Source organism: Hahella ganghwensis DSM 17046 (assembly GCF_000376785.1).
Classification (GTDB): domain Bacteria; phylum Pseudomonadota; class Gammaproteobacteria; order Pseudomonadales; family Oleiphilaceae; genus Hahella; species Hahella ganghwensis.
The window spans coordinates 22060-43849 of the sequence record NZ_AQXX01000086.1 but is presented as its reverse complement, the minus strand read 5'-3'; the positions used below and the strand labels follow the sequence as shown (position 1 = coordinate 43849).

Here is a 21790-nt window from a genome sequence, read left to right as displayed (position 1 = left end):
TCAAGCAGGTGTTTGGTTACGACAAAGTCCGCTATCGAGGCTTGGCCAAGAACAAGAGCCGGCTCTATCTGTTGGCGGCCTTCAGCAATCTGCTGATGGCAAGGAAAGAGCTGCAGGTATAGGGGCAGTGAGCCCAGATGACGCCCCACAGGGGGGGAAGATCCAAAATGGCCGGAAAAACACTCTGAATATTCGGCCATATATCGTCGAGAGTTTGAATTACCTCAGAACCTTGGGGTTATTCAGACTCTCCTTAGGTTTTAATTATTAACTTTAGGTTTTAATTATTAACTTTAGGTTTTAATTGTTAGCTATAGCCAGAGCTGCCCATCTCCATCAGGCGACTGCGGGCACGTTCAAACTCGAACATCAGGTTGCCATGGGTGTAAAGCTCACATAGTGGGACCTGGCTGGTTAACACTAACCTGATACGCTGATCATATAATTCGTCTATCAGCGCGATAAAGCGGCGGGCCGCATCATCGGTACGGGAAAGCGCCACCGCCCGTTCGCCAGTGGCGCCTGAGCCAATGTGCCCGTCTTCAGTACCCCGGGCTTTGATGCGTTCATAAGCGACGCCTCCCAAGAGAGGAACATCCAACAGGATGACCACTTCAAACTGGCGGGCAATTTCCATGTAATCCAGATGGCTGCGAGGACCTTCACATAAGTGGGAGAACTGAAAACAGATGGTGCTTCCATTTTGCGATACACAGGGAATCTTCCGTCCCATGATCATTATGGGATCAGAAGTCGTATCGCCGACGGGCAGATCGTACCGCTTCAATAGATCCTCTGTCAGTGTTTCTGCGTGAGTTGAGTTCTGAGTAGTAAAGTAAATTTTGTCCAGACCTGCGTGTTTATTGCGGTGGTCCTGATGGCCTGCCAAGTGGATGGTTCTAGTGTTGTTTTTTATCGCTTCAATGGCAGGAAGAAAACGTGACCGCTGCAGACCGTCCCGGTACAGGTCTTCGGGTGGGGTGTTGCTGGTGGCAACAAGTGTCACCTGATATCTGAAAAGATACTGCATGAGCCTGCCCAGTAGCATGGCATCGCCGATATCCGAGACAAAAAACTCATCAAAGCATAGTACCTGATATTGCTGAGCGAGATGACGGGCAATGATTTTCAATGGGTCAGGCGAACCGTGGTGGTGTTTAAGCTGCTGATGAACCATGGCCATAAAGTGATGAAAATGCAGGCGCAGGCATTTCTCATGGTCCAGTGATTCTACGAGGAGATTAACAAGGAGGGTTTTACCTCTTCCAACCTTTCCCCAGAGATAAAGCCCCAGAATACCGCTACCAGAACGTCGAAAAAAACGTGGTTGGTTGGCAGCGCCTACCCGCAGTTCCTGATAGAGATTTTGAAGGGCGTCCAAAGCGTACTGCTGGGATGGATCGAAGTCGATAACCGCATTCTTGACCAGGTTTTTATAACGCTCTTTTGGGCTCTCTTCAGATGCGTGCATAGAAAATAGAAAAGTGAAGAAGATTGAGTCGGGAACCGATAGGAATGGAGAACCTAGTTTAGTGGTTATTGCTACCGGTGTCCTGACTTATTTGTCGGCTGCCTTAAGCTTGTATCTGTATCGAGTCCTACACTTTTACAATCAATTTGCCTTCATTGCCTCCGGTGAACAGCAGGTTGATACCGTCAATGGCGCTTTCCAGGCCGTCCAGGACGTGGCTGCGATATTTGATCTGTCCCTTCATCAGATAAGCGCCAACCTTTTGTGACAGCTCTCCAAATCGATGAAACTGATCTGGCATTGCAAATCCTTGAATGTTCAGTCGTTTCTTCACAACATTGATCCAGCTTGGGGCAGCGGCGGGGGAAATTGAGTTGTAGTCGGAGATCACGCCGCAGACAACTACCCGACCAAAGGTATTCATATGGTTGAATGTAATGTGCTGAATAGGGCCGCCGGTATTTTCAAAGTAGATATCGATGCCGTTCGGCGCCGCTTCCCGGACAGCCGACTCAAGGTCTGCAGTTTTGTAATTAATGGCGTCGTCGAATCCTAACTCTTCAGTCAGCCACCGGCACTTATCATCCGATCCGGCAACCCCAATCACTCTTAACCCTTCTGCTTTGGCGATTTGTCCGACGATCGACCCTACCGATCCTGCGGCGCCGGAAACCAGCAGGGTTTCGCCGGCTTTCGGTTTGGCGATTTCCATCAGGCCGTGATAGGCGGTTACACCCGAAAGCGCCAGAACGGAGAGTATGGCTTCTGCTGGTAGTTCCTTTGGCATGACGGATACACCGGTGCCATCACTGGCAAGATATTCGGTCCAGCCAAACAGGCCCGCGACTTTGGTGCCGACCGGGAAACTTTCATGACGGGACTCTACCACCTCGCCAACGCCACTGGAGCGCATAATGTCTCCGAGCTCCACGGGGGCAATATAGCTGTCAGTGGCTGCACTCATCCATCCTCGCATTGCTGGGTCCAGGGACATATGGGTCTGTTTGATCAGGAACTCTCCGTCATTCAGTTCCGGGATGTTCAGTTCCACCAGAGAAAAACCATCGGATTCAATTTGAGTTTCCGGTCTTTTAACCAGTTTTATAGCCTTGTAATTCATGGAGTCTCCTCAATAGTCAGCCAGGTGATCAATCAATGAGGAATAGTTTAATTATTGTCTATATATAAGATAAACATGATAAATTCGAAATTACTTTTGCTTATTTGGCAATAATAAAACCAAGGTACGTCGGATAAGTATTGGTTGGGGAAAGTGTTGGAGGGGAGAAGTGGATAAGCTTCGGGCGATGCGGTTTTTTGATCATGTTGGCAGATGTGGTAGCTTCAGTGAGGTGGCCCGTCTTTTTGATGTGCCTGTCTCCAGTGTGACGCGCCAGATTCAAGGGCTGGAGGATGAGCTCGGTGCCAGATTGCTGCATCGTACGACGCGAATGGTGCGACTGACAGAGATTGGTGAAATATATTTTCAGCGCTGCCAGCAGATATTGGGTAGTCTGGATAATGCGGATGAGCTGGTCGCCAATTATCAACAGGAACCCTCTGGCACTCTGCATATCAGTTGCAGTATCTCTTACGGAGATCATCGCGTCGTCCCGTTATTACCGAAACTTCAGGCGCAGTTCCCTAAGCTTCTAATCGATCTTGATCTGACAGATCGCATTGTGGATATCAATCGGGATACCGTAGATATCGCTATTCGGGCGGGGCGGGTGCCTGATGATCGGGTTGTGGCAAAGTACATTGATGACAATAACTTTTCCCTGGTAGCTTCGCCGGCCTATATTGCCCGCTTTGGTTTGCCCGAGACTGTGGCGGATATGGTTAACCACCGAGCGATCTTTTACCGGACCCAGGATCAGGTGTTGCACTGGCAGGTGCAGATTCATGGTCGCTGGCAATCGGTTCCGGTGCAACCGTCGTTAATTACCAACTCAGCCAAGGTCATGCGTCTCTGGGCGCAAAATGGCGAGGGGATGGCGTTAATGCCAAATTGGGCAATCCAGTCAGGTTTAATTGGTGATCTCCAGGTTCTGGAGCTGGATCACTCATTACATGTTTCACAGGCGCCTAGTCTGGGGATTTACCTCCTTTATCAAAAACCTAAATATGTGGTGCCAAAGGTCAAAGCGGCAGTGGACTTCTTTATCCTCCATCTGGCGGGCTCTGCTTGATATTTCTGGCTTGTACCTGGAATGGCCTTGTGTCCGATGAGTAAGGATTACGTCATCATCACCTGATCATCGTTGATCATTTTCTGGACAAGTGGCTGGGACCGGGCTAATAAAGAAATAAGGCCCTTGGGATTTTGGAGTGTTTCCATGTCAGAAGAATATGAAAAACTGCATCCTATCCTGAGTGAAGTTACCAAGACTTTCACTCAGTTATATGAACATCAGAAAGATGAAACCACACGGCAAAAGCTGATTGCCCTGGAAAAGCTGCTGGAAGAAAAGCTCGAAATGATCCGAATTGCTAAAGACGGTGCCGAGGAAGGCTGATTCAGGGATCTATATGACAGGAATAAGACTGGCAGAGGATATATGGTTTGCCGAAGCTACCTGTACCATTGACCGGTAGCTTCGCAGGCCTTAGATAGACTCATTGGCTGCTTCGGCAGGAATATCGGTCATCTTTCGTTTGACGAAAGACAGTCTGGCCATACAACCGATAATCACAATAGAAAAGATAACACGAGCCCATAGAATACCCGACAGATCGGCGCCTATCAGCATGATCAGCATCGTATCCTCTATGATGCCGTGGCATATGCCCAGGAAGCCCAGGGTCAGAAATATATCCCGTCGGTTGATATGGCCTGCCTTGGCTTCCTGAATTAACAGACCTGCACCGAAAGTGAGTCCGAGGACAGTTCCTATGACAGTGACATTCGCGGCTTCTCTCCCAATACCCAACAACCTCAATACAGGGTACAACATGAAGTGAATCAGACGCTCAATCCCCAGTAGCCGTAACAGTCTCAGTAATCCCAATAAAGACAGAATAACCGGAAATATCCAGAGCAGAGTCTGAACCTGTTTCAGGGCCCAGCCCCCGAAACTGGTGTCCAATGTACCCGTGGGTTGCCACAGCATGACGCTTGGGGTCTGGAGCAGGTCAAAATAGCCGTAAATAAAATTTATCAGCAAACCCAGGAGCAATGCTCCACCAATTCTTATTGTCAGAGTCGCCCGCCAGCTAATCCCAACAGTTTTGGCGACAGCCCCTTCAATGGGCAGAGAGTGGGCCAGCAGCATCAGGCAGCCCAGTACCGTTACTTGCGCAACCGTGAGTGGTTGTTCCAGTGTGAGGTTAAAAAATACCAGCAATCCCGTGTAAATATTGGTCAGCATGGTGGCTGCCCAAACCAGGCCCATACTATCAGGCAAACCAAGTAACTGCATGACAGGGGATAGTATCTGGGCCAGTAAGTCCGTACCTCCCATCATGTCCAGAAACTTCACGATGATCAGGGCAGGGACCATGACTTTCAGTAAGGTCCAGTAAACCCTGGTGGTTTGCTTCAGGAGATCGGTAATCTCCAATTTGAGGTTTTTCAGTACCGTCATCATTCCTGGAAAATCCTTATCGAGTCCCTTTCGGCGCTTGGTAGATGAAGACCGTATAGCCGTAAAAGGTGGGAAAAATTGCCAACAAGGTCCACATTGTAGGAAAGTGACGGATAATAATTTCAACTAAATACTTCAATAGTTAATCAATAATTTGTTTATTCATGATATTTTGAAATTTTATTAACCTGTTGTGCAGAAGTACTATTCATCATGTTGGACCGAATCGATCGTCGAATACTCGACCAACTGCAGCGGGACTGCAGCCTGACAAATGTTCAGTTGGCGGAATCTGTGGGACTATCGCCTCCGGCTTGCCTAAAAAGGGTTAAGCGTCTTAATGATCAGGGTTATATAGACAAAAAGGTGGCAATTCTGGCGCCGGGCTCCTTTGGTCCCTATCTGCATATGGTGGTGGAAGTGGAATTGACCAGCGATCAACGACACGTTAATCATGCCTTTGCCAAAAGTGCCATAGAGTCGAAAGAGGTTAAGCAATGCTATCAGGTTACCGGCGAGGTGGACTTTGTTCTGATCGTCATGGTTCCGGATATGCCTTCCTATGAAGCCTTCTGTGAACGAGTTCTCTATGCAAACCCCGATATGAAGAAGTTTCGAACGCTGATATCCATTCGCAGACAAAAGTTCGAAACGACGATTGATGTAGGTGAATAACTAGTCATGCTGGTGGATATCAAGTGATATAGAACTGCTACACGCAAGGTTCGCCCCATGAGTCATAAGGTACTATCCCCCCTGAATTTCGTGCCTGATTTCGGTTATATGGGCAACAGGGGTTATAGTGGCGGTAAACAGTAAGACCGTGACGATAAGTTTTAAAGTAGATTTGAGCCTCCATGACCGATACCCCCATCCCATTTGATAACCGTTATGTTCAACTTCCGGAACGCTTTTTCAGTCATGAGCAGCCAACTCCGGTGGATTCCCCAAATCTCATCAGGGCCAATCCGCGGTTGGCAGCGCAGTTGGGAATAGACCCCCAGTGGTTTGCCACAAAGGAGGTTGTTGAGGTGTTTTCCGGAAACTCCGTTCCCTCTGGAGCAGAGCCGATTTCCACGGTTTACGCGGGCCATCAGTTTGGTAACTGGAATCCTCAGCTAGGTGATGGGCGTGCGATTCTCATTGGTGAAGTCGTTGACCAACAAGGCCAACGCTATGATATTCAACTGAAAGGTTCAGGCCAGACACCGTTTTCCCGAATGGGAGATGGACGCTCTCCGCTGGGACCGGTTTTGCGGGAGTATATTGTCAGCGAGGCTATGGCATCGTTCGGTATTCCTACAACTCGAAGCCTGGTGGCGGTGACTACCGGAGAACCTGTGATACGGGAAAGTGTTCTGCCAGGAGCGATCCTCACCAGAATTGCCCGAAGCCATATACGGGTAGGGCATTTTCAGTATTTTTCTGCCCGTCAGGACCTGGAAGCGGTGCAATTACTGGCAGAGCACTTAATCGCCAGGGATTTCCCGGATATCCAGGGGGCAGCCAATCCTTATATTGCGTTATTGGAGCAGTCGATCTCCCGCCAGGCAGAGTTAATTGCAAAGTGGCAATTGATCGGGTTTATTCACGGGGTGATGAATACCGACAATATGTTGGTGAACGGCGATACCATCGACTATGGGCCTTGTGCCTTCATGGATAATTTTCACCCGGAAACCTGTTTCAGTTCTATTGACCACAGGAAGCGCTATGCCTACCGCAATCAGCCGGCGATTGGACAGTGGAACCTGTCCTGGCTTGCTCAGGCGCTGTTACCGTGGCTGGACAGTGATACCGATAAAGGCGTTGAAATCGCGAGAGAATTGTTGGGCCGCTATGTGGATGATTACCAGGAAGCTTATCAGTCAGGTCTGCATCAAAAGTTCGGATTGAATGAGGTCAGTAAGAATACTGTGGCATTTACGGAAAGCTTTCTCGACATGATGTCTCGCCAGAATGCGGACTTTACACTGACCTTCAGGCATCTGTCGGATATCGCTGCCGGGACAGGCTCGTCCCAGCACCCGGTCTATTATCAGTTACCAGACCATTTCACTCCGCTACTGAATCAGTGGCGCGAGCTCCGAAAACAGCAAGGTACTTCAGACGAGGAAATCCAACGGCAGATATACGCGGTGAACCCTGCTTTTATTCCTCGCAATCACCTGGTTGAAGAAGCCATTAATGAGGCTCAGCGAACTGGAGACCTCCGCCTGTTCCATCGATTGGTCGATGTGTTGGAAAATCCATTTAGCTATGACCCCGAAAACAGTGATATGACTCAGCCTCCTGAACCGCATCAGGTGGTGAGGCAGACTTTTTGCGGGACTTGAAATGATCAACCTGAGATTTCGAACCTTAGTCTTGCTGGTGCGATAGAAAAGATCAGTGAATCATTAATTGTCAGACGCTCACCAGGATCAAGTTGAAAACTTTCTCCGTAAGATCCGGCTGAGTTTCCGGATCTGCTGAATAACAATGATTTGGATTTGTCTCCAATGATCCATACCTGTCCTGTCGCTATCTCGGTGCCTGAATTCACCAATTTTATTTCATAGTGGCAATGTCGTTTCCGGCACTCGTATTGGCTGGATTCAATGACCACGGGTTGCGAACTTATCAGTATCCAGCGTATTAGAAGGATTACACCTAGGGCGCCGAGAACGAACAGCGAAAAGGGGATTTTCTTGAGCCTGGATAAAAGTTGATCCGGTAACTTCTTTAGTAGGTTAAGCATTTTGAGTGCTGCCGTAATTCCATTAAACTGACTGGGCACAATCTATCGCAGAAACCTGTTTAATTGAGCAGACTTCTTAGCTTTCAATAGCCTCATCCTCTTTCAAAAAGACTAAGCCAGTATTTCAACGCGTTATTCAATTCTCCTTTTTGCTTTTCGGACAAGCCTTCCAGTAAGCTGGCTGCAGCATTCAGATGCTCTTCCACGGCCAGGTCGATAAGTTCCAATCCCTTGTCTGTCAGCGATACGTATACGCTGCGCCGATCCTCTTCGCTGTGAACACGTTTTATTAATCCCTTGTCAGCCAGCTTGTCGAGTCGATTGGTCATCGCGCCGGAACTCAGCATCATCGAATTGAATAACTGGGAGGGGGTCAGTGTAAAGGGCTCACCGGAACGCCTGAGAGTGGCCAGTACGTCAAACTCACCGGGTTTCAATTCAAAGTCCTGATGGCATTTTTCGATTGTCCGTGAGGCGTATTTATAGATTCGTGAAAACCGCCCGATGATTTCCATGGGCAGAAGCTCCAGTTCCGGGCGTTCTTTTTGCCATTGTGCGGCGATGAGGTCTACGGAGTCTTTGTCTGTCTGTTTCATTGGTTGGAATCAATTATCTTTAAGTGAAGATACTTTACCCAAGGATGCTGGCTATGTATAGTTGCGAAAAATATCTTTATATGGAGATACTTGATGTGAATATTATGTTGGCGATGATGGTAACCTTCCTGTGGGGAACCACTGCTGCAGCCACCCACCTGGGTTTTATGGACTGGCCACCTCTGGCTTTGGCTGCATTAAGGGCGCTTCCGGCGGGATTGATATTGCTTGCGCTGAAGCCGACATTGCCGAAATCGGGGCAGTGGAGGTCGATACTGGCGAATGCCGGTATCAATATCACCTTATTTTTTACTTTGGTTTTCCTGGTTGCTCAGAACCTTCCCGCGACTTTAGCGGCGGTGGGCATGTCGGCAACACCGCTGGTGGCGCTTGTGGTGACGATGGTTGTATCGAGGACTTTCCCCGGGATTGCCCAGGCGTTGGTAGCTCTGCTGCTGGTGGGGGTAACGTCCACACTGTTTAATCCTTCCAGTGAGGATATTACGGTAGTGGGAGTGGTCTCTATGATAGCGGCGATGCTGGTCATGGTGATGGGAAGTATGTATTTGAAACACGCCATGTTACGAATCGACTGGTGGACCATGGTGGTGTGGCAGCTCATTCTGGGCGGCCTGATGTTACTGCCTTTGGGAATTCTTCAGTGGTGGCTTGATGCTGAGTTATATGTCTCCGCTTTGAACTTCGATGCTGACAGGGTTTTGACTGGGCTATGGCTGGTGCTTGCCAATACTGCTCTGGCTTATGCGGTTTTCATGTGGGTGTTAACCCGTATCAGTGTGGTCCAGTTTGCCTTTGCCAGTATTGCGAACCCTGTTGGCGGTATCTTGGTGGGAGCAGTACTTGTGCAGGAGCAGTTTTCCTCTCAGGAATACCTGTTAATGTTGGTGATGATCGGCGCTTCTCTGATTGCCCAAATGTTGTCTCAGCAAAAGCGGCCCCAGCACAATCCGGAACTGGCAGTGGAGTCATAAACCTAATCCTGAACCCTTTACAAGATTGGTGGCGTTGAGTGCAAGGTCGCTCCCAGGCCCAGATACTCGGGCTGGCATATGAGGTTGGCCTGAAGTAGTCTTTTATGACGTGCATTGGATGGATTCGAGCTGTCCCGTTGTTGCCGAGTAGTTCAGCCATTTTTAATTCGTTAGACAATAGCAGTACAACAACGTCTGTCCGGGTTACCGGGTGAAATCTATTGCGACTTCAGGGGACCGCTATGAAGCCAAAGTCACGTGCTATCTCTGATAAAAAAGCGACTGCCAATCGAAAAACTTCCAAAAAGTCTAACTTGCCATCGGTTGCCTACCTTTGCATGGAGTTTGCGATCGATTCCAGCATTAAAACCTATGCCGGTGGGCTTGGTATTCTGGCAGGAGACTACCTTAAAGGTGCCAAAGAGGGTAACTACCCGGTGACAGGCGTTGGTCTGAAATGGAAACAGGGGTATACCTCCCAGTCAGTCGACGCCCATGGTCAGGTGGTTGATGCGTTCAAGAATCATCCCTACAGTAAATTTGAAGATACCGGTAAAAGTGTAACGGTCACGATTCGCCAACGAGAGGTAATATGTCGTATCTGGCGAAGCACTGCTTTTGGTATGAGTGAACTCATCCTGCTGGATACGGATCATCCGGATAACCCGGACAACCTGATCACGGGACAACTTTATGGGTGGTTTGGCGAAGAACGTGTTGCGCAGGAGATCGTACTGGGCGTCGGTGGTGTCAAGGCGCTGCAGACTCTTGGCAAGGAACCGGATCTCTATCATTTCAATGAGGGGCATGCTGTATTGGCGGCTCTTGAACTGATTCGGCAAAAGCGTGACCAGGGAATGTCTCTGGCTGAAGCGAAGGAAGCAACGCGGAAACAATGTGTCTTCACGACGCACACTCCGATTAAAGAGGGCAATGAATCCCATCCACATGAATTGCTCCAGTATATGGGGGCGAATCTGGGCTTGAGCGTTGAAGAGTTGCACGAGATTGGCGGTACTCCATTTAATATGACCATAGCCGCTTTAAGGCTGACCAAAGCCACGAATGCGGTTGCCCAGCTGCATGCGGAAACCGCCGAAAAAATGTGGGCAGAGATTCGCGACCGTAAACCAATCATCGGTATTACCAATGGAATACATCGGGGCACCTGGGTGGATTCCCGAATTCAGAAAGTGAAGGGTAGTCCAGATAAATTATGGAAGCGTCACTGTGAGCTGAAATCGGATCTGATTGATTTCGTCAAGACCAGAACCGGAGTGTCACTGGATCAGGACCGGCTTCTGGTGGGTTTTGCACGCCGGGCGGCCCCATACAAGCGCTCTAATCTGATCTTCAATGCAGGAAAAAAAGTGATGGATGCATTGAGTGCCGGCAAGATTCAGATTGTTTTCTCCGGGAAAGCCCATCCGAATGACGACAACGGCAAACGCATTGTAGAGGAAATTTATCGCTACTCCCGGACCATGAAGGACAGTGTGGTGTTTCTGCAGGACTACGACATGGAAATTGGTGCGATGCTGACCCGGGGTTGTGATGTCTGGTTGAATAACCCGCGCAGACCTCTTGAGGCCTGTGGCACCTCTGGAATGAAGGCGGCGATGAACGGTGTGCTGAATGTCAGTATTCTCGACGGATGGTGGCCTGAAGCCTGTGAACACGGCCTAAACGGATGGGCGATCGGAGATGAGCAGATAGCGGCTTCTGACAAGCCCAAAGCGATTGCGGGTCAAGACAAAAGGGACGCCCGTTTTCTGGCGGATATCCTGTTGAATGAGGTCGTGCCGACCTACTATCACGATATGGATCGATGGATCCAGATGATGCAACAGAGTATGAAGACGGTAACGGCCAAATACTCTGTCGAGGAAATGCTGAAGCAGTATTTTAAGAAGTTATATACATAGAGTTAATAACTGAACAAACAGAGTGCTGGAGTTTTGATCCTCGCTGAGGGCAAGTATTGTCAGTCGAGTAATAGGAATGATACTGGCAGCATTGGCAGTGACAAACTTTCTACGATTTTAGTAGCCTGTTTTTATGAAAACAGTGATCCCCCGGTCAAAAAAATCTTATAAAGTTCAGCCGCAGGCGCATACAGCTATGTCTAATATGATCAACTTCAAGCATTTGTATTACTTCTGGGTGATAGCAAGGGAAGGATCACTGGTCGCTGCGAGTCGGGAATTAAATCTGGCTCCGCAAACATTGAGCGGACAGTTGGCAGCTTTGGAATCCCAGTTGGGAGGGCTGTTATTTAAACGTCAGGGTAAACAGCTCGTGATCACTCATCTTGGTCATACTGTGTTGAAGTATGCTGATGAAATGTTCAGAGTTGCTGAAGAACTGAAGCATGTGACTTCAATGATCACAACTCAGCAATCAATCAGGGTTTCTGTTGGTATTTCAGCTTCTATTCACAAGCTGTTTGCCTATCGAATGCTGGAACCGGCGATGAAGCTGGAGCGACAGGTGGATTTTAGTTGTCAGACAGGACAAGTGGAATACCTGGTACAAGAGCTTGACCATCACCGGTTCGATATTGTCCTGGCTGACCGTTTGCCAACTATACAACGCAACAGTTCTATCCATTGGTATAAGCTGGAAGAATCAACGATTAGCTTGTTTGCTGCCCCTGAACTTGCCAAAAGGTTGCGTTCGCGTTTTCCCAAGAGTCTTCATGGGCAGCCTTTTTTGGCGGCAACTTTGGAATCACCCTACTTCCATCAGCTCATGCAGTGGTTAAACAATCAGGGAATCAAGCCTGTTGTGCGTGCAGAAATTGATGACAGCGCATTGATTAAAGTCTTTGGTGCCCATGGTTTGGGAATTTTCGCTGCCCCTACAATCGTGGCAGATGAGGTTTGTCGACAATATCAGGTCGAGTCGATCGGCGATATTGATGTTGTAATGGAAAACCTATTTGCGATCACCAGGGCCCGCCTATCCGGTAATTTGGCAGTTGAAGCGATTTGCAAGCGCTATCAGAGCTAATCTTAAATCAACTCACACCTGTTTGGCTGTTGCATATTACCTGTTGACTGTCACTTGACCAGGTGCCCGGTCTTCTCTCTTTAATTGATCGAAAAAACCGTATTAACGATACCGTATAATCTGATTTTATCTTCGTATCTGTTGCCGCACACTGCCCATGTCAAACACTCAATGGGAGGATCTGATATGAAAACGGTTCATAAATATAGGTTGCAGAGCGATGCGGCGATTAACACTCTGAACTTGCGTGAAGGCTATCGTATTGTTCGCTCGGAATACTTGATAACAGAAAAAGCCGTCTTTATTTGGGTGGAAGAACCACTTTCTGTCTCAGTGCCAGTGGTTGCCACAGAGTTTGTTGTAATACTTACCGGAGAGCCCGTGCCGATGAACTACGTATATCGGGATACCGCACTGGATACATTTGGCCCCGAAGCTTTTCATGTTTATGAAATTCCCGTGGCGGTTGCGCAAGCGGAAAGTATCAAAGAGGCAATGAACAAGCAGGCAGCCTGAAGTTTTGACTTCGAGGATAAAGTGAGTATGAAAATCGACAATAATGACAGACTGATCGGAAGCTTACAGCACATCATCCATTGGTCTGTCCGATTGTTGGCGATCCTCATGGTGTTTGTCATCGTCATGGGCGTCGTGGATGTGGGCTGGACTCTTTACCAGAAGTTAATTACACCGCCACAGTTCATACTCACTATTTCGGACATGCTTGCCACCTTTGGCGCTTTTATGGCTGTTTTGATCGCCATTGAGATCTTTATCAACATTACCATTTATCTCAGGGAAGACGTCATCCATGTGAAAATTGTTTTGGCAACAGCCCTGATGGCTATCGCGCGAAAAGTGATCATACTGGATACGGAGCAAGCCGATCCAGCATATATCCTGGCATTAGGAGCCGTTGTTCTGGCGATGAGCATAGGGTACTGGCTTATTCACCGGTTACCTGACTCGCAGCATACAGGCGATTAAGGTCGAGTGCTCAACAAGGCTCAGAGCAAGACTCCAGTGTTGGTGATTGAGATAATGTGGGAGGCATCGGAGCCAGGGAAATTGACGCGTCCCAGATTCTTGCCCAGATACTGGAAAGTCTGTTGAGGTCTCTGGGATGTTCCACCCGTTTATAAGTACCTGGGAAAATGACACCTCTGTGCTCTGGTTCCTGATTAATACTGCCTACCTGGAAATTGAATACATAACTGCCTTCAACGCCCATTCGCAAGTCGCTCAAGACCACCTGGTCACCTTCCTGTCGTACAATGTAAAAGCCTTTGGTAAACCATTGCAGTCGTTGGACGCCCCATTCGTCTTCCAGAGCTGTAAGTAGCGCTGGTTCAGTCGGGTAGGAGTTGATTGTCATATCCTCGGGGGTATCCAGGACCGAGAGATAGGCTTCATGATATTGCGTATCATCCATAATCACGGCCCGCCAAAGCAGGGTATTAAAAGGGGCTGGCGTTGTCAGTATTTTGTCAGATTCGATTCCCTGGTCTGCCATAGCTGTTTCCAGGCGATGTTCGATCAGTCCCTTGGCAATTAGTGTCCATCCAAGATAGAGAGAGCTCAAAAACAGACCGGCATAATTGAGCCAGATACCCTGCTGTGGATGTCTTCGTATTATCGCAGCGGCACACACACCGATAATCAGAGGGACGGTGTATATCGGATCAATAATAAAGATGCTGGAGAAGCCGACAGGATATTCCGAGAGTGGCCAGAATAGTTGCGTCCCATAAACTGTAAAGCTGTCTAAAAGAGCGTGGGTCCATAATGCCAGCAAGACAAGCCAGAACCACCTTTGTCGATGCTCCCGGGTCTGTGGATGACATTTCAGGATGATCCAGACAATCAGCGGAGCGATCAGGGCCTGCACCAAAAGGCTATGGCTGAAGCTGCGGTGAAAAGTAAAATCCTCTACTGCGCCGCCAAAGGGGATAAATACATCCAGATCCGGCAGAGTGCCACAGATCGCCCCCCATACCAGCGCTTTACGGCCGACTTTGTGACCAATCACGGCCTGGCCAACAGCGGCCCCCAACATAATTTGTGTAACTGAATCCATCTTACTACCGGCCTTGATTAATGTGCTGGAAATCCTGAGATGTCGCAGGTGCAGTTGTCTGCGGGAATCGCACAGATACTTTCGCTTGTCTCTAGGATCAGGAAAATACCTGTAAGTACATACGAGTCAAGTTACTAATGGCTTAATTTGATTTTTGCCCGTTCAACACTTCGCTTCTTAAACATTCTGGAAATGCTGACGAGTGCCATCCTTTTTGTTTCAATATTCCTGATTTTTGTCACGCGGCCCTTCTACAGATTTTCCAGAGCCTTCCTACTGATAGAGAGTGTGGGTGAGTGCTAGCCTGTCCGAGGGAGGAGCTGTATCCGAGACACTCTTATTTTTGAGAACTGGTATTCAATGTCAGTTATAAAAACTAAACGTCGTTCAATAAACTTTGCATTTCTTCAGGGGGCGGACTAGCCTATTTTTTAGTCAGCTGGGTGTACCTGTTGTCCCGCAAGAGGAAATTCTGATCAGGCAGTGGCGGAGTGGATGCTGGACTCTAGAACAGTTCTCGTAAGGGATCTAACTAAAAACAAAACAGAGGACGCCTGATATGCATGTCAAAACAAAAATAAAAATGCTATGTCTTGCCGGATTCATGACCAGCTCACTACCTGCTTCGGCAGAGCTTGGTGACTATTCCGCTTGGCAAACCTTTCTGAATCTTTTCTCCCCACCATCTGCAAACAATACGGTGACTTCGGAACAGCGCAATGCTGATCAATACCCGCTCCTACCCAACCCTGGTGGTTTTGATGACGGGTTCAGTCCAGGGAACTACCTGGCGTGGCAAACCGTTCAGTTACACCCTGATACAGGGGCCGTATGCGGGAACGGATCGCCGTACAAATTCTTCGTTAATCGTGTTGCGCATACCAGTAATATGATTATTTATATGGAGGGAGGTGGTGCCTGCTGGGACTATGAGAGTTGTACAGGGCAGACTGGAATCCGCGGTGCGCGTAACCCCAATGGGATTCCTGATGACTATATGAGCCTGCAAAATCCGGGGGCCAGCATGGTGTCTCCACTGGTGGTCAGGTTGCACCCCTGGACCCGGACTGAGACCCAGGGCTGGAACATGGTGTATGTGCCTTATTGTACCGGGGATACCTATACCGGTGATAAGGTCGCCATCTATGAAGACCCGGACGGCGAAGCAGATCCCCTTGTATGGCACCACAATGGCGTAAAAAATATGCGCGCTGTGGTTTCCTGGCTGAAGGATAATATTGAACGTCCGGGACAAATGCTGGTGACCGGGTGCAGTGCCGGCGGTACTGGTACTCTGGGGAATTACTATCCGCTCCGACGGGATATGGCGCCAAGCCGTGGTTATATGCTGAATGATTCCGGCCCGATTTATCCTGCCCCGGTAACAGGTTCGACAGACGACTATCCGTCGTTGTTACTACAGAATCGTATCCGTGATGTCTGGGGGCTGGATGGAAATGGCGATGGGCCGCTCTATTATCTCAAGGGTGAAATGCCGAGTCTGGATCTGAATAACCTTGGAACATTGATGACCGCTCTGGCTGATACGTTTCCCAATGATCGTATGGGACACACCCAGTTCTGGGAGGATCTGAATTATTCATCCTATTCCTACGAACGCTTTTACCCTGATATTTACAATGACCCTGATCAGGCAAGCCGTGAACAGAAGATCCATCAACGCTGGTACAAGGATACCGGCAATCTTATGGCGTCTCTGAATGGCTATGACAATTTCGGCTATTATCTGCCGAGATTCCGTGATGTGAACGAAAGCCACTGCACCACTATCATTGAATACAATAATTCGGATATTCAGGAAGATGGTCTGGAGCTTGGTCATTTTGTGGATAACGTTCTGTCTGGCTCAGGCAATGTTATGCAGGCCTCAGAAGAAGATACGGTGAGCGATTACAACAAGGGATTCAATCTGCTGTATTGGTTGTTGGATCAATTGTTGTGACAGGAAAAGGGGCGGATGCAAGGTCCGCCCCTGGTTTAAGCTAAATAGCTATTCTCCTCGTTTAGTCTTTTTGGATGCCCGTTGTACGCGTTTATAGAACCTGCCCAAGTCACGCTCCTTGGCACGTCTTTGCGCCAGACTGGCTGAGTTGAACGCTTGCTCACGGGATAGCTTTTGGTAGTTGTCCAACCGTCTTTGTTCCAGATCTCCCTGCTGAAGAGACTGAGCGACATAACAGCCAGGCTCACCGGAGTGTGTACAGTCGCTGAAGCGACAATGCTGGGCCAAAGCTTCTATGTCGGCAAAGGTTGCGGCGATACCTTCCTCACAGTCTGCAAGTTGTATCTCGCGCATGCCGGGGGTATCGATCAGCAGGGCTCCGTTTGCCATGGGGAGTAATGATCGTCGGGTTGTTGTATGTCTGCCCTTGTCATCTGATTCCCTGATGCCATCGGTTTTTTGCTGCTCTTTTCCCAGTAACGTGTTGGTAATCGTGGATTTTCCTGCACCTGAAGAACCCAATAACACGATCGTTCTGCCTTTTCGGCACCAGCTTGTTAGCGGAGTAAGGCTTTGTGCATCCAGTCCATTGATCAGTTCTACGCTGAGCATTGGGTCAATGCGATGGACCTGCTGTCTGTGAGACTCCGGGTCAGCGCATAAATCCATTTTGCTCAAGATAATGACTGGCTCGGCTCCTGCTTCGTTGACGATAGCCAGAAATCGTTCGATGCGATTCAGGTTAAAGTCGTCATTAAGAGAGCAGACTATAAAGGCGGTATCCACATTAGCTGCAATCAGCTGTTCACTGATCCTGCTACCCGCCGCCTTGCGCTTAAAACAGCTTTTACGCTCAAGAGCACGGACAAAGTGTCCTTCATGGGACATCAGCAGCTAGTCGCCCACTGTTAATTCTGGTGTTGAATGGGTGATGGGAAAGGTGACGGGGCCTGTTTCTGTCAGAACCTCGATTTCCGAGCGATGACGTTCCACGATACGGCCGGGGAGGAAGGCTTCCCACTCTTCAAGGCTGAGTTGCTGTTGGTAAAACGGTTGCCAACCGAGGTCGGCTAAAGATAAATGATGAGTCACGACGAACCCCTACGCGAATGCGTAATCTGTAAAACCTATGGGGCTGGTATTGAGCCCCGGTTAAACACCGGGAAAAGTGACGTTTCAGGAAGTATGGCGGTTGCCGAAAGAATCCCTAGTGAGCGTCTACCCGGTCAGGCGTCATTACAATCATCAAATATCCTCCTAACTGTTAATTTCGAGCTGATAATATAGCATTTTTACAAAACTTAGGAACCGAAATTTAACTGCGAGCTAATCCACCTTATAAACCTCACTCCTCAAATCCTGTAGCCGTTGAGCCAGGTATTTCTCCCGGCTTAATCCATCAGGATAGTGGGACATTTTCATCACTTCTTTAACGATTTCCGCTTCCTGTTCCTTGTAGCTGACGAACCTGGGATCAGGATTTTCCTGAAACTCTTTCAAGCGGGCTTCGCTGAGTTGCTTGTATTGATCGATAAGGATCTTGCCCTGTTCTTTTGCCTGTTCGGGGTAGGGGGAGAACTTTAATGCGGCAAGTTGTAGAAGGAGTGACTCGGCTGAGGTGACTTTGTTTTCCTGCTCCAGTGCTTTCATCTCTGCGATCAGCTGTTCGAATCTCTCTTGCCGGGTCTGATCATCGAGTTCATCCGCCTTCTCAATCAGGTCGCGTATGTCTTCACGGGTTTCAAAAAGGGATTGATACTCCCTGAGTTTCAGCAATGCATTTTTTGAAAGCTCTGGATCTGAATGGGGTTGGGTATAGACTGGTTGCTTATCTGTGCTCGGTTGAGACGCTTTTTTCGCGATCGCAGAAGGTTCAGTGCTGGTTGTGCTTGGCGCAACGGTCGATGGCGAGGGATCTGCGGGATAAATGGAGTAGATAATCCAACCGCTGATAGTGACGAATAAAGTGACTGCCAATAAGCGAGATTTTTGGTTCATGAGCAATATCCCTGATGTTGTTTTTATTCACCTTGGGGCCATTATCGCGATAATCATTTGATAACGGCTCTGGACTGGCTCACATATTGAGCTTGCCGTGTCTCAATGCTTTTGTAATACGTCCACCAATTTCTGGTTCAAATCCAGAATCTGCTTGGCCATATTTTCCAACAGTGCCAGACAGGTTCTGGGCTGATTGCGGATAAGAGTCGTGAACTCTTCCATAGGAACGGCCATCACGGTACACGGGCGGTTGGCCACGACGGTTGCCGTTCTTGGCGTTTTGGTCAGAGCCGCCATTGCACCGAAAATTTCACCGGGGCTGACCTGGCCGACTTCCTGTTCCTGTACATAAACCGTCGCCCGGCCACTGATGAGATCGAAAACTTCCTCTGCGGGATCACCCTCATGGATAATCACTTCACCTTCCTTATAAGTTCTGAAGGACGTTTTGGTTTCCGGTGCGCTATCTAGTCCATGGCAGCAGGCTTCGGCAAAAAAAGCGGAAAGTTGCAGTAAATAGTCTTTGAACTGCAGTGAACCTGTGGCGACTTCCTTGAAGGTTTCCTTGTCAATGCGTGCCAGGGTGACCGGCCCCATTGTTCGGATTATGGGAACCGGAAAGCCTGTAAGTATCTGGATGCCAATCAAATCGCCCTGATCAAAACTGTATACCGCGCTTTCTTCCGTGACGGCGTCCAGTTCGCCACTTTCGACAAAGTAGAGGTAATCCCCTTCAAATTCCCGATATAAATCATCAGTTTCATCTATCTCGATATTCTCGCATACCAACTTTATCGTGTTGAAAAGGCGCACACTGGCCTGAGTGACATTGGCTCCAAGGGATGTCAGTTTTTCTGAAGAGCTGTCTAGAAATTGCATCTGCTAAGGCTCCCAATGCTTGTCGCTACTTGTGTTGTAAGACATCAAAATTATGTTAAGTATCATGAAAGTTCGTAAGGGATAAAAGTCCTACCCCTTTGTATGGAAAATTGGTTGCCCATCTCACTTTTCCTCGTTTAACCCGAAGGGAAACGAGAAATGCCTGAATGGGAAATTATTGTTTTTCCATGAGCATAAGTCCTTCGACATGAGTATTTCTGTCATCAAACTTTTGCATATCAAAACCTCCGGCAAAGGCGTCACCTGGCGCGACAAAAACCCCACTCATTCTGCCTTTGACGCAATTGCTGCAGTTCACTGACCCACTGATCTGGCCGTCAATAATGTCCATGTGGGCCTGTGCTTTCTCATATGCGCCATCCATCAGTACATTCCAGGTCTGGTTGACGGTCATGACATTCAGAGAGCCATTGCTAACTTCTCCGGAATCAAAGTTAACATCGAAAGAGCCGGTGACCCCGGTCACCATACCGTCAGACCCACTGCCAATAAACTCTGGAGTTGCGGCAAAGGTGGCAGTACCCGTCAACTCTGTGGAATTGGCTGCTTCTGCCGTCAGCCAGTAAACAGTTTCATTTTCTTTAGCCAGCACGGACGGGTCGTTTGGGTCTTCGTAAATATAAACTGGGTTATTCCCGGAGGTATTCCAGACGCCCCAACTGATATTGCTACGACCGCCCACGCTGGGGTTGAAATCAGTCAGCACAGCTTCGCCGCGGCGTACCACTTCATACTTACCGAGATTGGCTGGATCAATAAACTCGGGTGGGGGTGGGCCCGAGCCGGTGCTTTGTCCTTCATCATTCGGTACTAGAAATACTGGCTCGCCGTTGGCGTCGTAAACTACCTTCATAGTGCCTGAGCCCGCATGGTCGATACCGCCGAAACCAAAGGTTCCAGTCATGATACCGCCCAGTGATGACGAAAGGTCTGTATCCGTGGCGCTCGAACTTGTGGTATCAAAAAAGACAATGCCGAATTGCAAGGTTTCATCACCATTGGTGGTATAAAACTCCAACTTGCCGGGTTCCATCATGGATTCCCGAACCCCTACGGGAGCACCTGAGGCGATCAACTCATCTTCGATATCCGCGATCAGGCTATTGATATCGCTAATGTTGCTTTCAAGAGTAATCACGACGTCCGTGTAAATTGGAGTTGAACCGGGGGTGTCGTAATAGTATTGCAGGCCGAAGCTAACAGAACCCGCACTTAAATAGTTAAACGGAGTTGGATCCTGCATGGAAATGATGGTTGCCAGAATCTCTTCGCTAGGGCCAGCAATGACACCGGCCCCGAGCGTGGAGGTAGTCCCTATCTGGTCAAATTCCTGAATGGTTAATCTGGGGTCTTGGGATGATACCGAGAGCGTATCTGAGAGTTCCGGGTTAGTCTCAGTAAAATTCAGGTCTTCCTGCTGAGTTAAGGTGTCCAGAGGATTTGTCTCTTCTAACGCAATCAGGGGATCATCATTCAATTCGGAGTCACCCAGAGAACTATCTGATTCCGTGAACTCGCTCTCCGACAGTGGCCCAAGGGTGTCATCAGGTGGAGGTTCGGAACCGTCAGCCACCGTTCCATCTGCTTCTGTTGAAGTCTGGTCGTTAGCAGGTTGATCGTCAGAAGATTGCTCGGTAGAAGATTGGCCCGATGAGTCAGCCTGCTTGTTTGCTGCAGGACGTCGAGCCTGGCTGGCGGGAAGGGGGAGTCCTTTCTGCAGTTGCTCCGGCGGAGTCATTAAGCCGGTTGGTGCTTTACCCGGTGCGATTTCCGCGAAGCTGAAAGGCGCATTTTGGCCAAGATTCAGTTGTCCGGAGGGATTTTCCAATTTCACACCACCCTGCCATACGGCGACCAGGAGTTTCTTGCCCAGTGTTTCCAGGGCTTCATAATGGGTGCCCCGGATACCGATACTGGCGGCATTGGTAGAGACCTTGTAGTTGTCGCTACTGCCTTTGCCTATGGAGCCTGTAATGGTGCGAAATCCTCCTTCAAGCAGCTTCATAATGGCTTCACCGCCCTTGTTGTCATCCCCTGCCTGATATTCCTCTATCTGAAAGCGAGTGTTTTCTCTGAGAGTCATGACGGCTTTGTCGGTAAATCTCAACTGCATGAGCGAGTCGTCGCCTGTGGACAGGGTATCGCCAACATAGATCACAGAGCGTCTTTTCAGCTTGCGTGATTCGCCCTGCTCATCAATAGCGGTGGCAGTGCCCCGGGCCATGATGACTTTGGCGGCCTCTGCAGCAGCCTGGACCTGAATGCTGACAGGGGTGAGGCAGAGTAGAATCCATAAGGAAGCTTTTGTCAGTTGCCTGTTCATGGCGGTTTCCTCTTGGTGCAAACCTCGTAATTTGTTTGCAGTCAAACATTATGGCGCATTTGAGAATCCACATATCAATATTCTAGGAAACCTCTGAAAAACTACCTGCGTTGCCATTGCGGCGTTAA

At 48.8% G+C, this 21790-nt stretch carries 20 protein-coding genes; 10 read left to right on the top strand and 10 right to left on the bottom strand.

Annotation, left to right across the window (positions count from 1 at the left end; genetic code table 11):
* Window positions 1–307: 307 nt before the first annotated feature.
* Together zapE and F566_RS0106405 are read right to left on the bottom strand one after the other, a co-directional pair.
* Complete coding sequence (gene zapE, locus F566_RS0106410; protein ID WP_020406161.1) at window positions 308–1471, bottom strand: cell division protein ZapE; 1164 nt, start codon at window positions 1469–1471, stop codon at window positions 308–310.
* Between the two features lie 127 nt (window positions 1472–1598).
* A complete protein-coding gene (locus F566_RS0106405; RefSeq protein ID WP_020406160.1) occupies window positions 1599–2591 on the bottom strand; it encodes an NADP-dependent oxidoreductase in 993 nt (330 codons plus the stop codon).
* Between the two features lie 169 nt (window positions 2592–2760).
* Between F566_RS0106405 and F566_RS0106400 the strand changes: the two genes are divergently transcribed.
* Together F566_RS0106400 and F566_RS0106390 are read left to right on the top strand one after the other, a co-directional pair.
* The gene (locus F566_RS0106400; RefSeq protein WP_020406159.1) at window positions 2761–3663 is read left to right on the top strand and encodes a LysR family transcriptional regulator; all 903 of its coding nucleotides are present in this window, start codon (window positions 2761–2763) and stop codon (window positions 3661–3663) included.
* A gap of 147 nt (window positions 3664–3810) precedes the next feature.
* Window positions 3811–3990 (top strand): hypothetical protein, encoded by a 180-nt coding sequence (locus F566_RS0106390; protein WP_020406157.1) that lies wholly within the window; start codon window positions 3811–3813, stop codon window positions 3988–3990.
* A 90-nt stretch (window positions 3991–4080) separates the two neighbouring features.
* On the opposite strand, the gene F566_RS0106385 is transcribed toward F566_RS0106390, so the two are convergent.
* A complete protein-coding gene (locus F566_RS0106385; protein WP_020406156.1) occupies window positions 4081–5061 on the bottom strand; it encodes a hypothetical protein in 981 nt (326 codons plus the stop codon).
* Window positions 5062–5271: 210 nt separating this feature from the next.
* Between F566_RS0106385 and F566_RS0106380 the strand changes: the two genes are divergently transcribed.
* Window positions 5272–5733: a winged helix-turn-helix transcriptional regulator gene (locus F566_RS0106380; protein WP_020406155.1), complete on the top strand. Its 462-nt coding sequence runs from the start codon at window positions 5272–5274 to the stop codon at window positions 5731–5733.
* Window positions 5734–5915: 182 nt separating this feature from the next.
* Window positions 5916–7394: a protein adenylyltransferase SelO gene (locus F566_RS0106375; protein ID WP_020406154.1), complete on the top strand. Its 1479-nt coding sequence runs from the start codon at window positions 5916–5918 to the stop codon at window positions 7392–7394.
* 496 nt (window positions 7395–7890) lie between these two features.
* Here F566_RS0106375 and F566_RS0106365 read toward each other — a convergent pair whose 3' ends face one another.
* The gene (locus F566_RS0106365; RefSeq protein WP_020406152.1) at window positions 7891–8394 is read right to left on the bottom strand and encodes a MarR family winged helix-turn-helix transcriptional regulator; all 504 of its coding nucleotides are present in this window, start codon (window positions 8392–8394) and stop codon (window positions 7891–7893) included.
* Between the two features lie 53 nt (window positions 8395–8447).
* Here F566_RS0106365 and F566_RS0106360 point away from each other — a divergent pair, with 53 nt between their 5' ends.
* The 5 genes from F566_RS0106360 (at window position 8448) to F566_RS0106340 (ending at window position 13385) form a co-directional block, all read left to right on the top strand.
* Window positions 8448–9386: a DMT family transporter gene (locus tag F566_RS0106360; RefSeq protein WP_020406151.1), complete on the top strand. Its 939-nt coding sequence runs from the start codon at window positions 8448–8450 to the stop codon at window positions 9384–9386.
* Window positions 9387–9628: 242 nt separating this feature from the next.
* Window positions 9629–11311 (top strand): alpha-glucan family phosphorylase, encoded by a 1683-nt coding sequence (gene glgP / locus F566_RS0106355; protein WP_020406150.1) that lies wholly within the window; start codon window positions 9629–9631, stop codon window positions 11309–11311.
* Window positions 11312–11507: 196 nt separating this feature from the next.
* On the top strand, window positions 11508–12398 hold the full coding sequence (locus F566_RS0106350; protein WP_020406149.1) for a LysR family transcriptional regulator: 891 nt from the start codon (window positions 11508–11510) through the stop codon (window positions 12396–12398).
* A 186-nt stretch (window positions 12399–12584) separates the two neighbouring features.
* A complete protein-coding gene (locus F566_RS0106345) occupies window positions 12585–12914 on the top strand; it encodes a DUF7352 domain-containing protein (protein WP_020406148.1) in 330 nt (109 codons plus the stop codon).
* A gap of 27 nt (window positions 12915–12941) precedes the next feature.
* Entirely contained in the window at window positions 12942–13385 is a 444-nt protein-coding gene (locus F566_RS0106340; RefSeq protein WP_020406147.1) for a phosphate-starvation-inducible PsiE family protein, read from the top strand.
* Between the two features lie 10 nt (window positions 13386–13395).
* On the opposite strand, the gene F566_RS0106335 is transcribed toward F566_RS0106340, so the two are convergent.
* Complete coding sequence (locus F566_RS0106335; RefSeq protein WP_020406146.1) at window positions 13396–14475, bottom strand: metal-dependent hydrolase; 1080 nt, start codon at window positions 14473–14475, stop codon at window positions 13396–13398.
* Window positions 14476–15034: 559 nt separating this feature from the next.
* Here F566_RS0106335 and F566_RS0106330 point away from each other — a divergent pair.
* Complete coding sequence (locus tag F566_RS0106330) at window positions 15035–16438, top strand: pectin acetylesterase-family hydrolase (protein WP_020406145.1); 1404 nt, start codon at window positions 15035–15037, stop codon at window positions 16436–16438.
* A gap of 48 nt (window positions 16439–16486) precedes the next feature.
* On the opposite strand, the gene rsgA is transcribed toward F566_RS0106330, so the two are convergent.
* The 5 genes from rsgA to F566_RS0106310 form a co-directional block, all read right to left on the bottom strand.
* The gene (rsgA, locus tag F566_RS34780; RefSeq protein WP_020406144.1) at window positions 16487–17326 is read right to left on the bottom strand and encodes a ribosome small subunit-dependent GTPase A; all 840 of its coding nucleotides are present in this window, start codon (window positions 17324–17326) and stop codon (window positions 16487–16489) included.
* Window positions 17327–17332: 6 nt separating this feature from the next.
* Entirely contained in the window at window positions 17333–17530 is a 198-nt protein-coding gene (locus F566_RS37605; RefSeq protein WP_245555164.1) for a hypothetical protein, read from the bottom strand.
* A 234-nt stretch (window positions 17531–17764) separates the two neighbouring features.
* Window positions 17765–18436, bottom strand: coding sequence for a hypothetical protein (locus F566_RS0106320; RefSeq protein WP_020406142.1), 672 nt, complete (start codon window positions 18434–18436; stop codon window positions 17765–17767).
* Between the two features lie 102 nt (window positions 18437–18538).
* On the bottom strand, window positions 18539–19318 hold the full coding sequence (locus tag F566_RS0106315) for a cyclic nucleotide-binding domain-containing protein (protein ID WP_020406141.1): 780 nt from the start codon (window positions 19316–19318) through the stop codon (window positions 18539–18541).
* A gap of 175 nt (window positions 19319–19493) precedes the next feature.
* Window positions 19494–21662 carry a FecR family protein gene (locus F566_RS0106310; protein WP_020406140.1) on the bottom strand — a complete coding sequence of 723 codons (2169 nt, stop codon included), beginning with the start codon at window positions 21660–21662 and terminating at the stop codon, window positions 19494–19496.
* Window positions 21663–21790 lie beyond the last annotated feature (128 nt).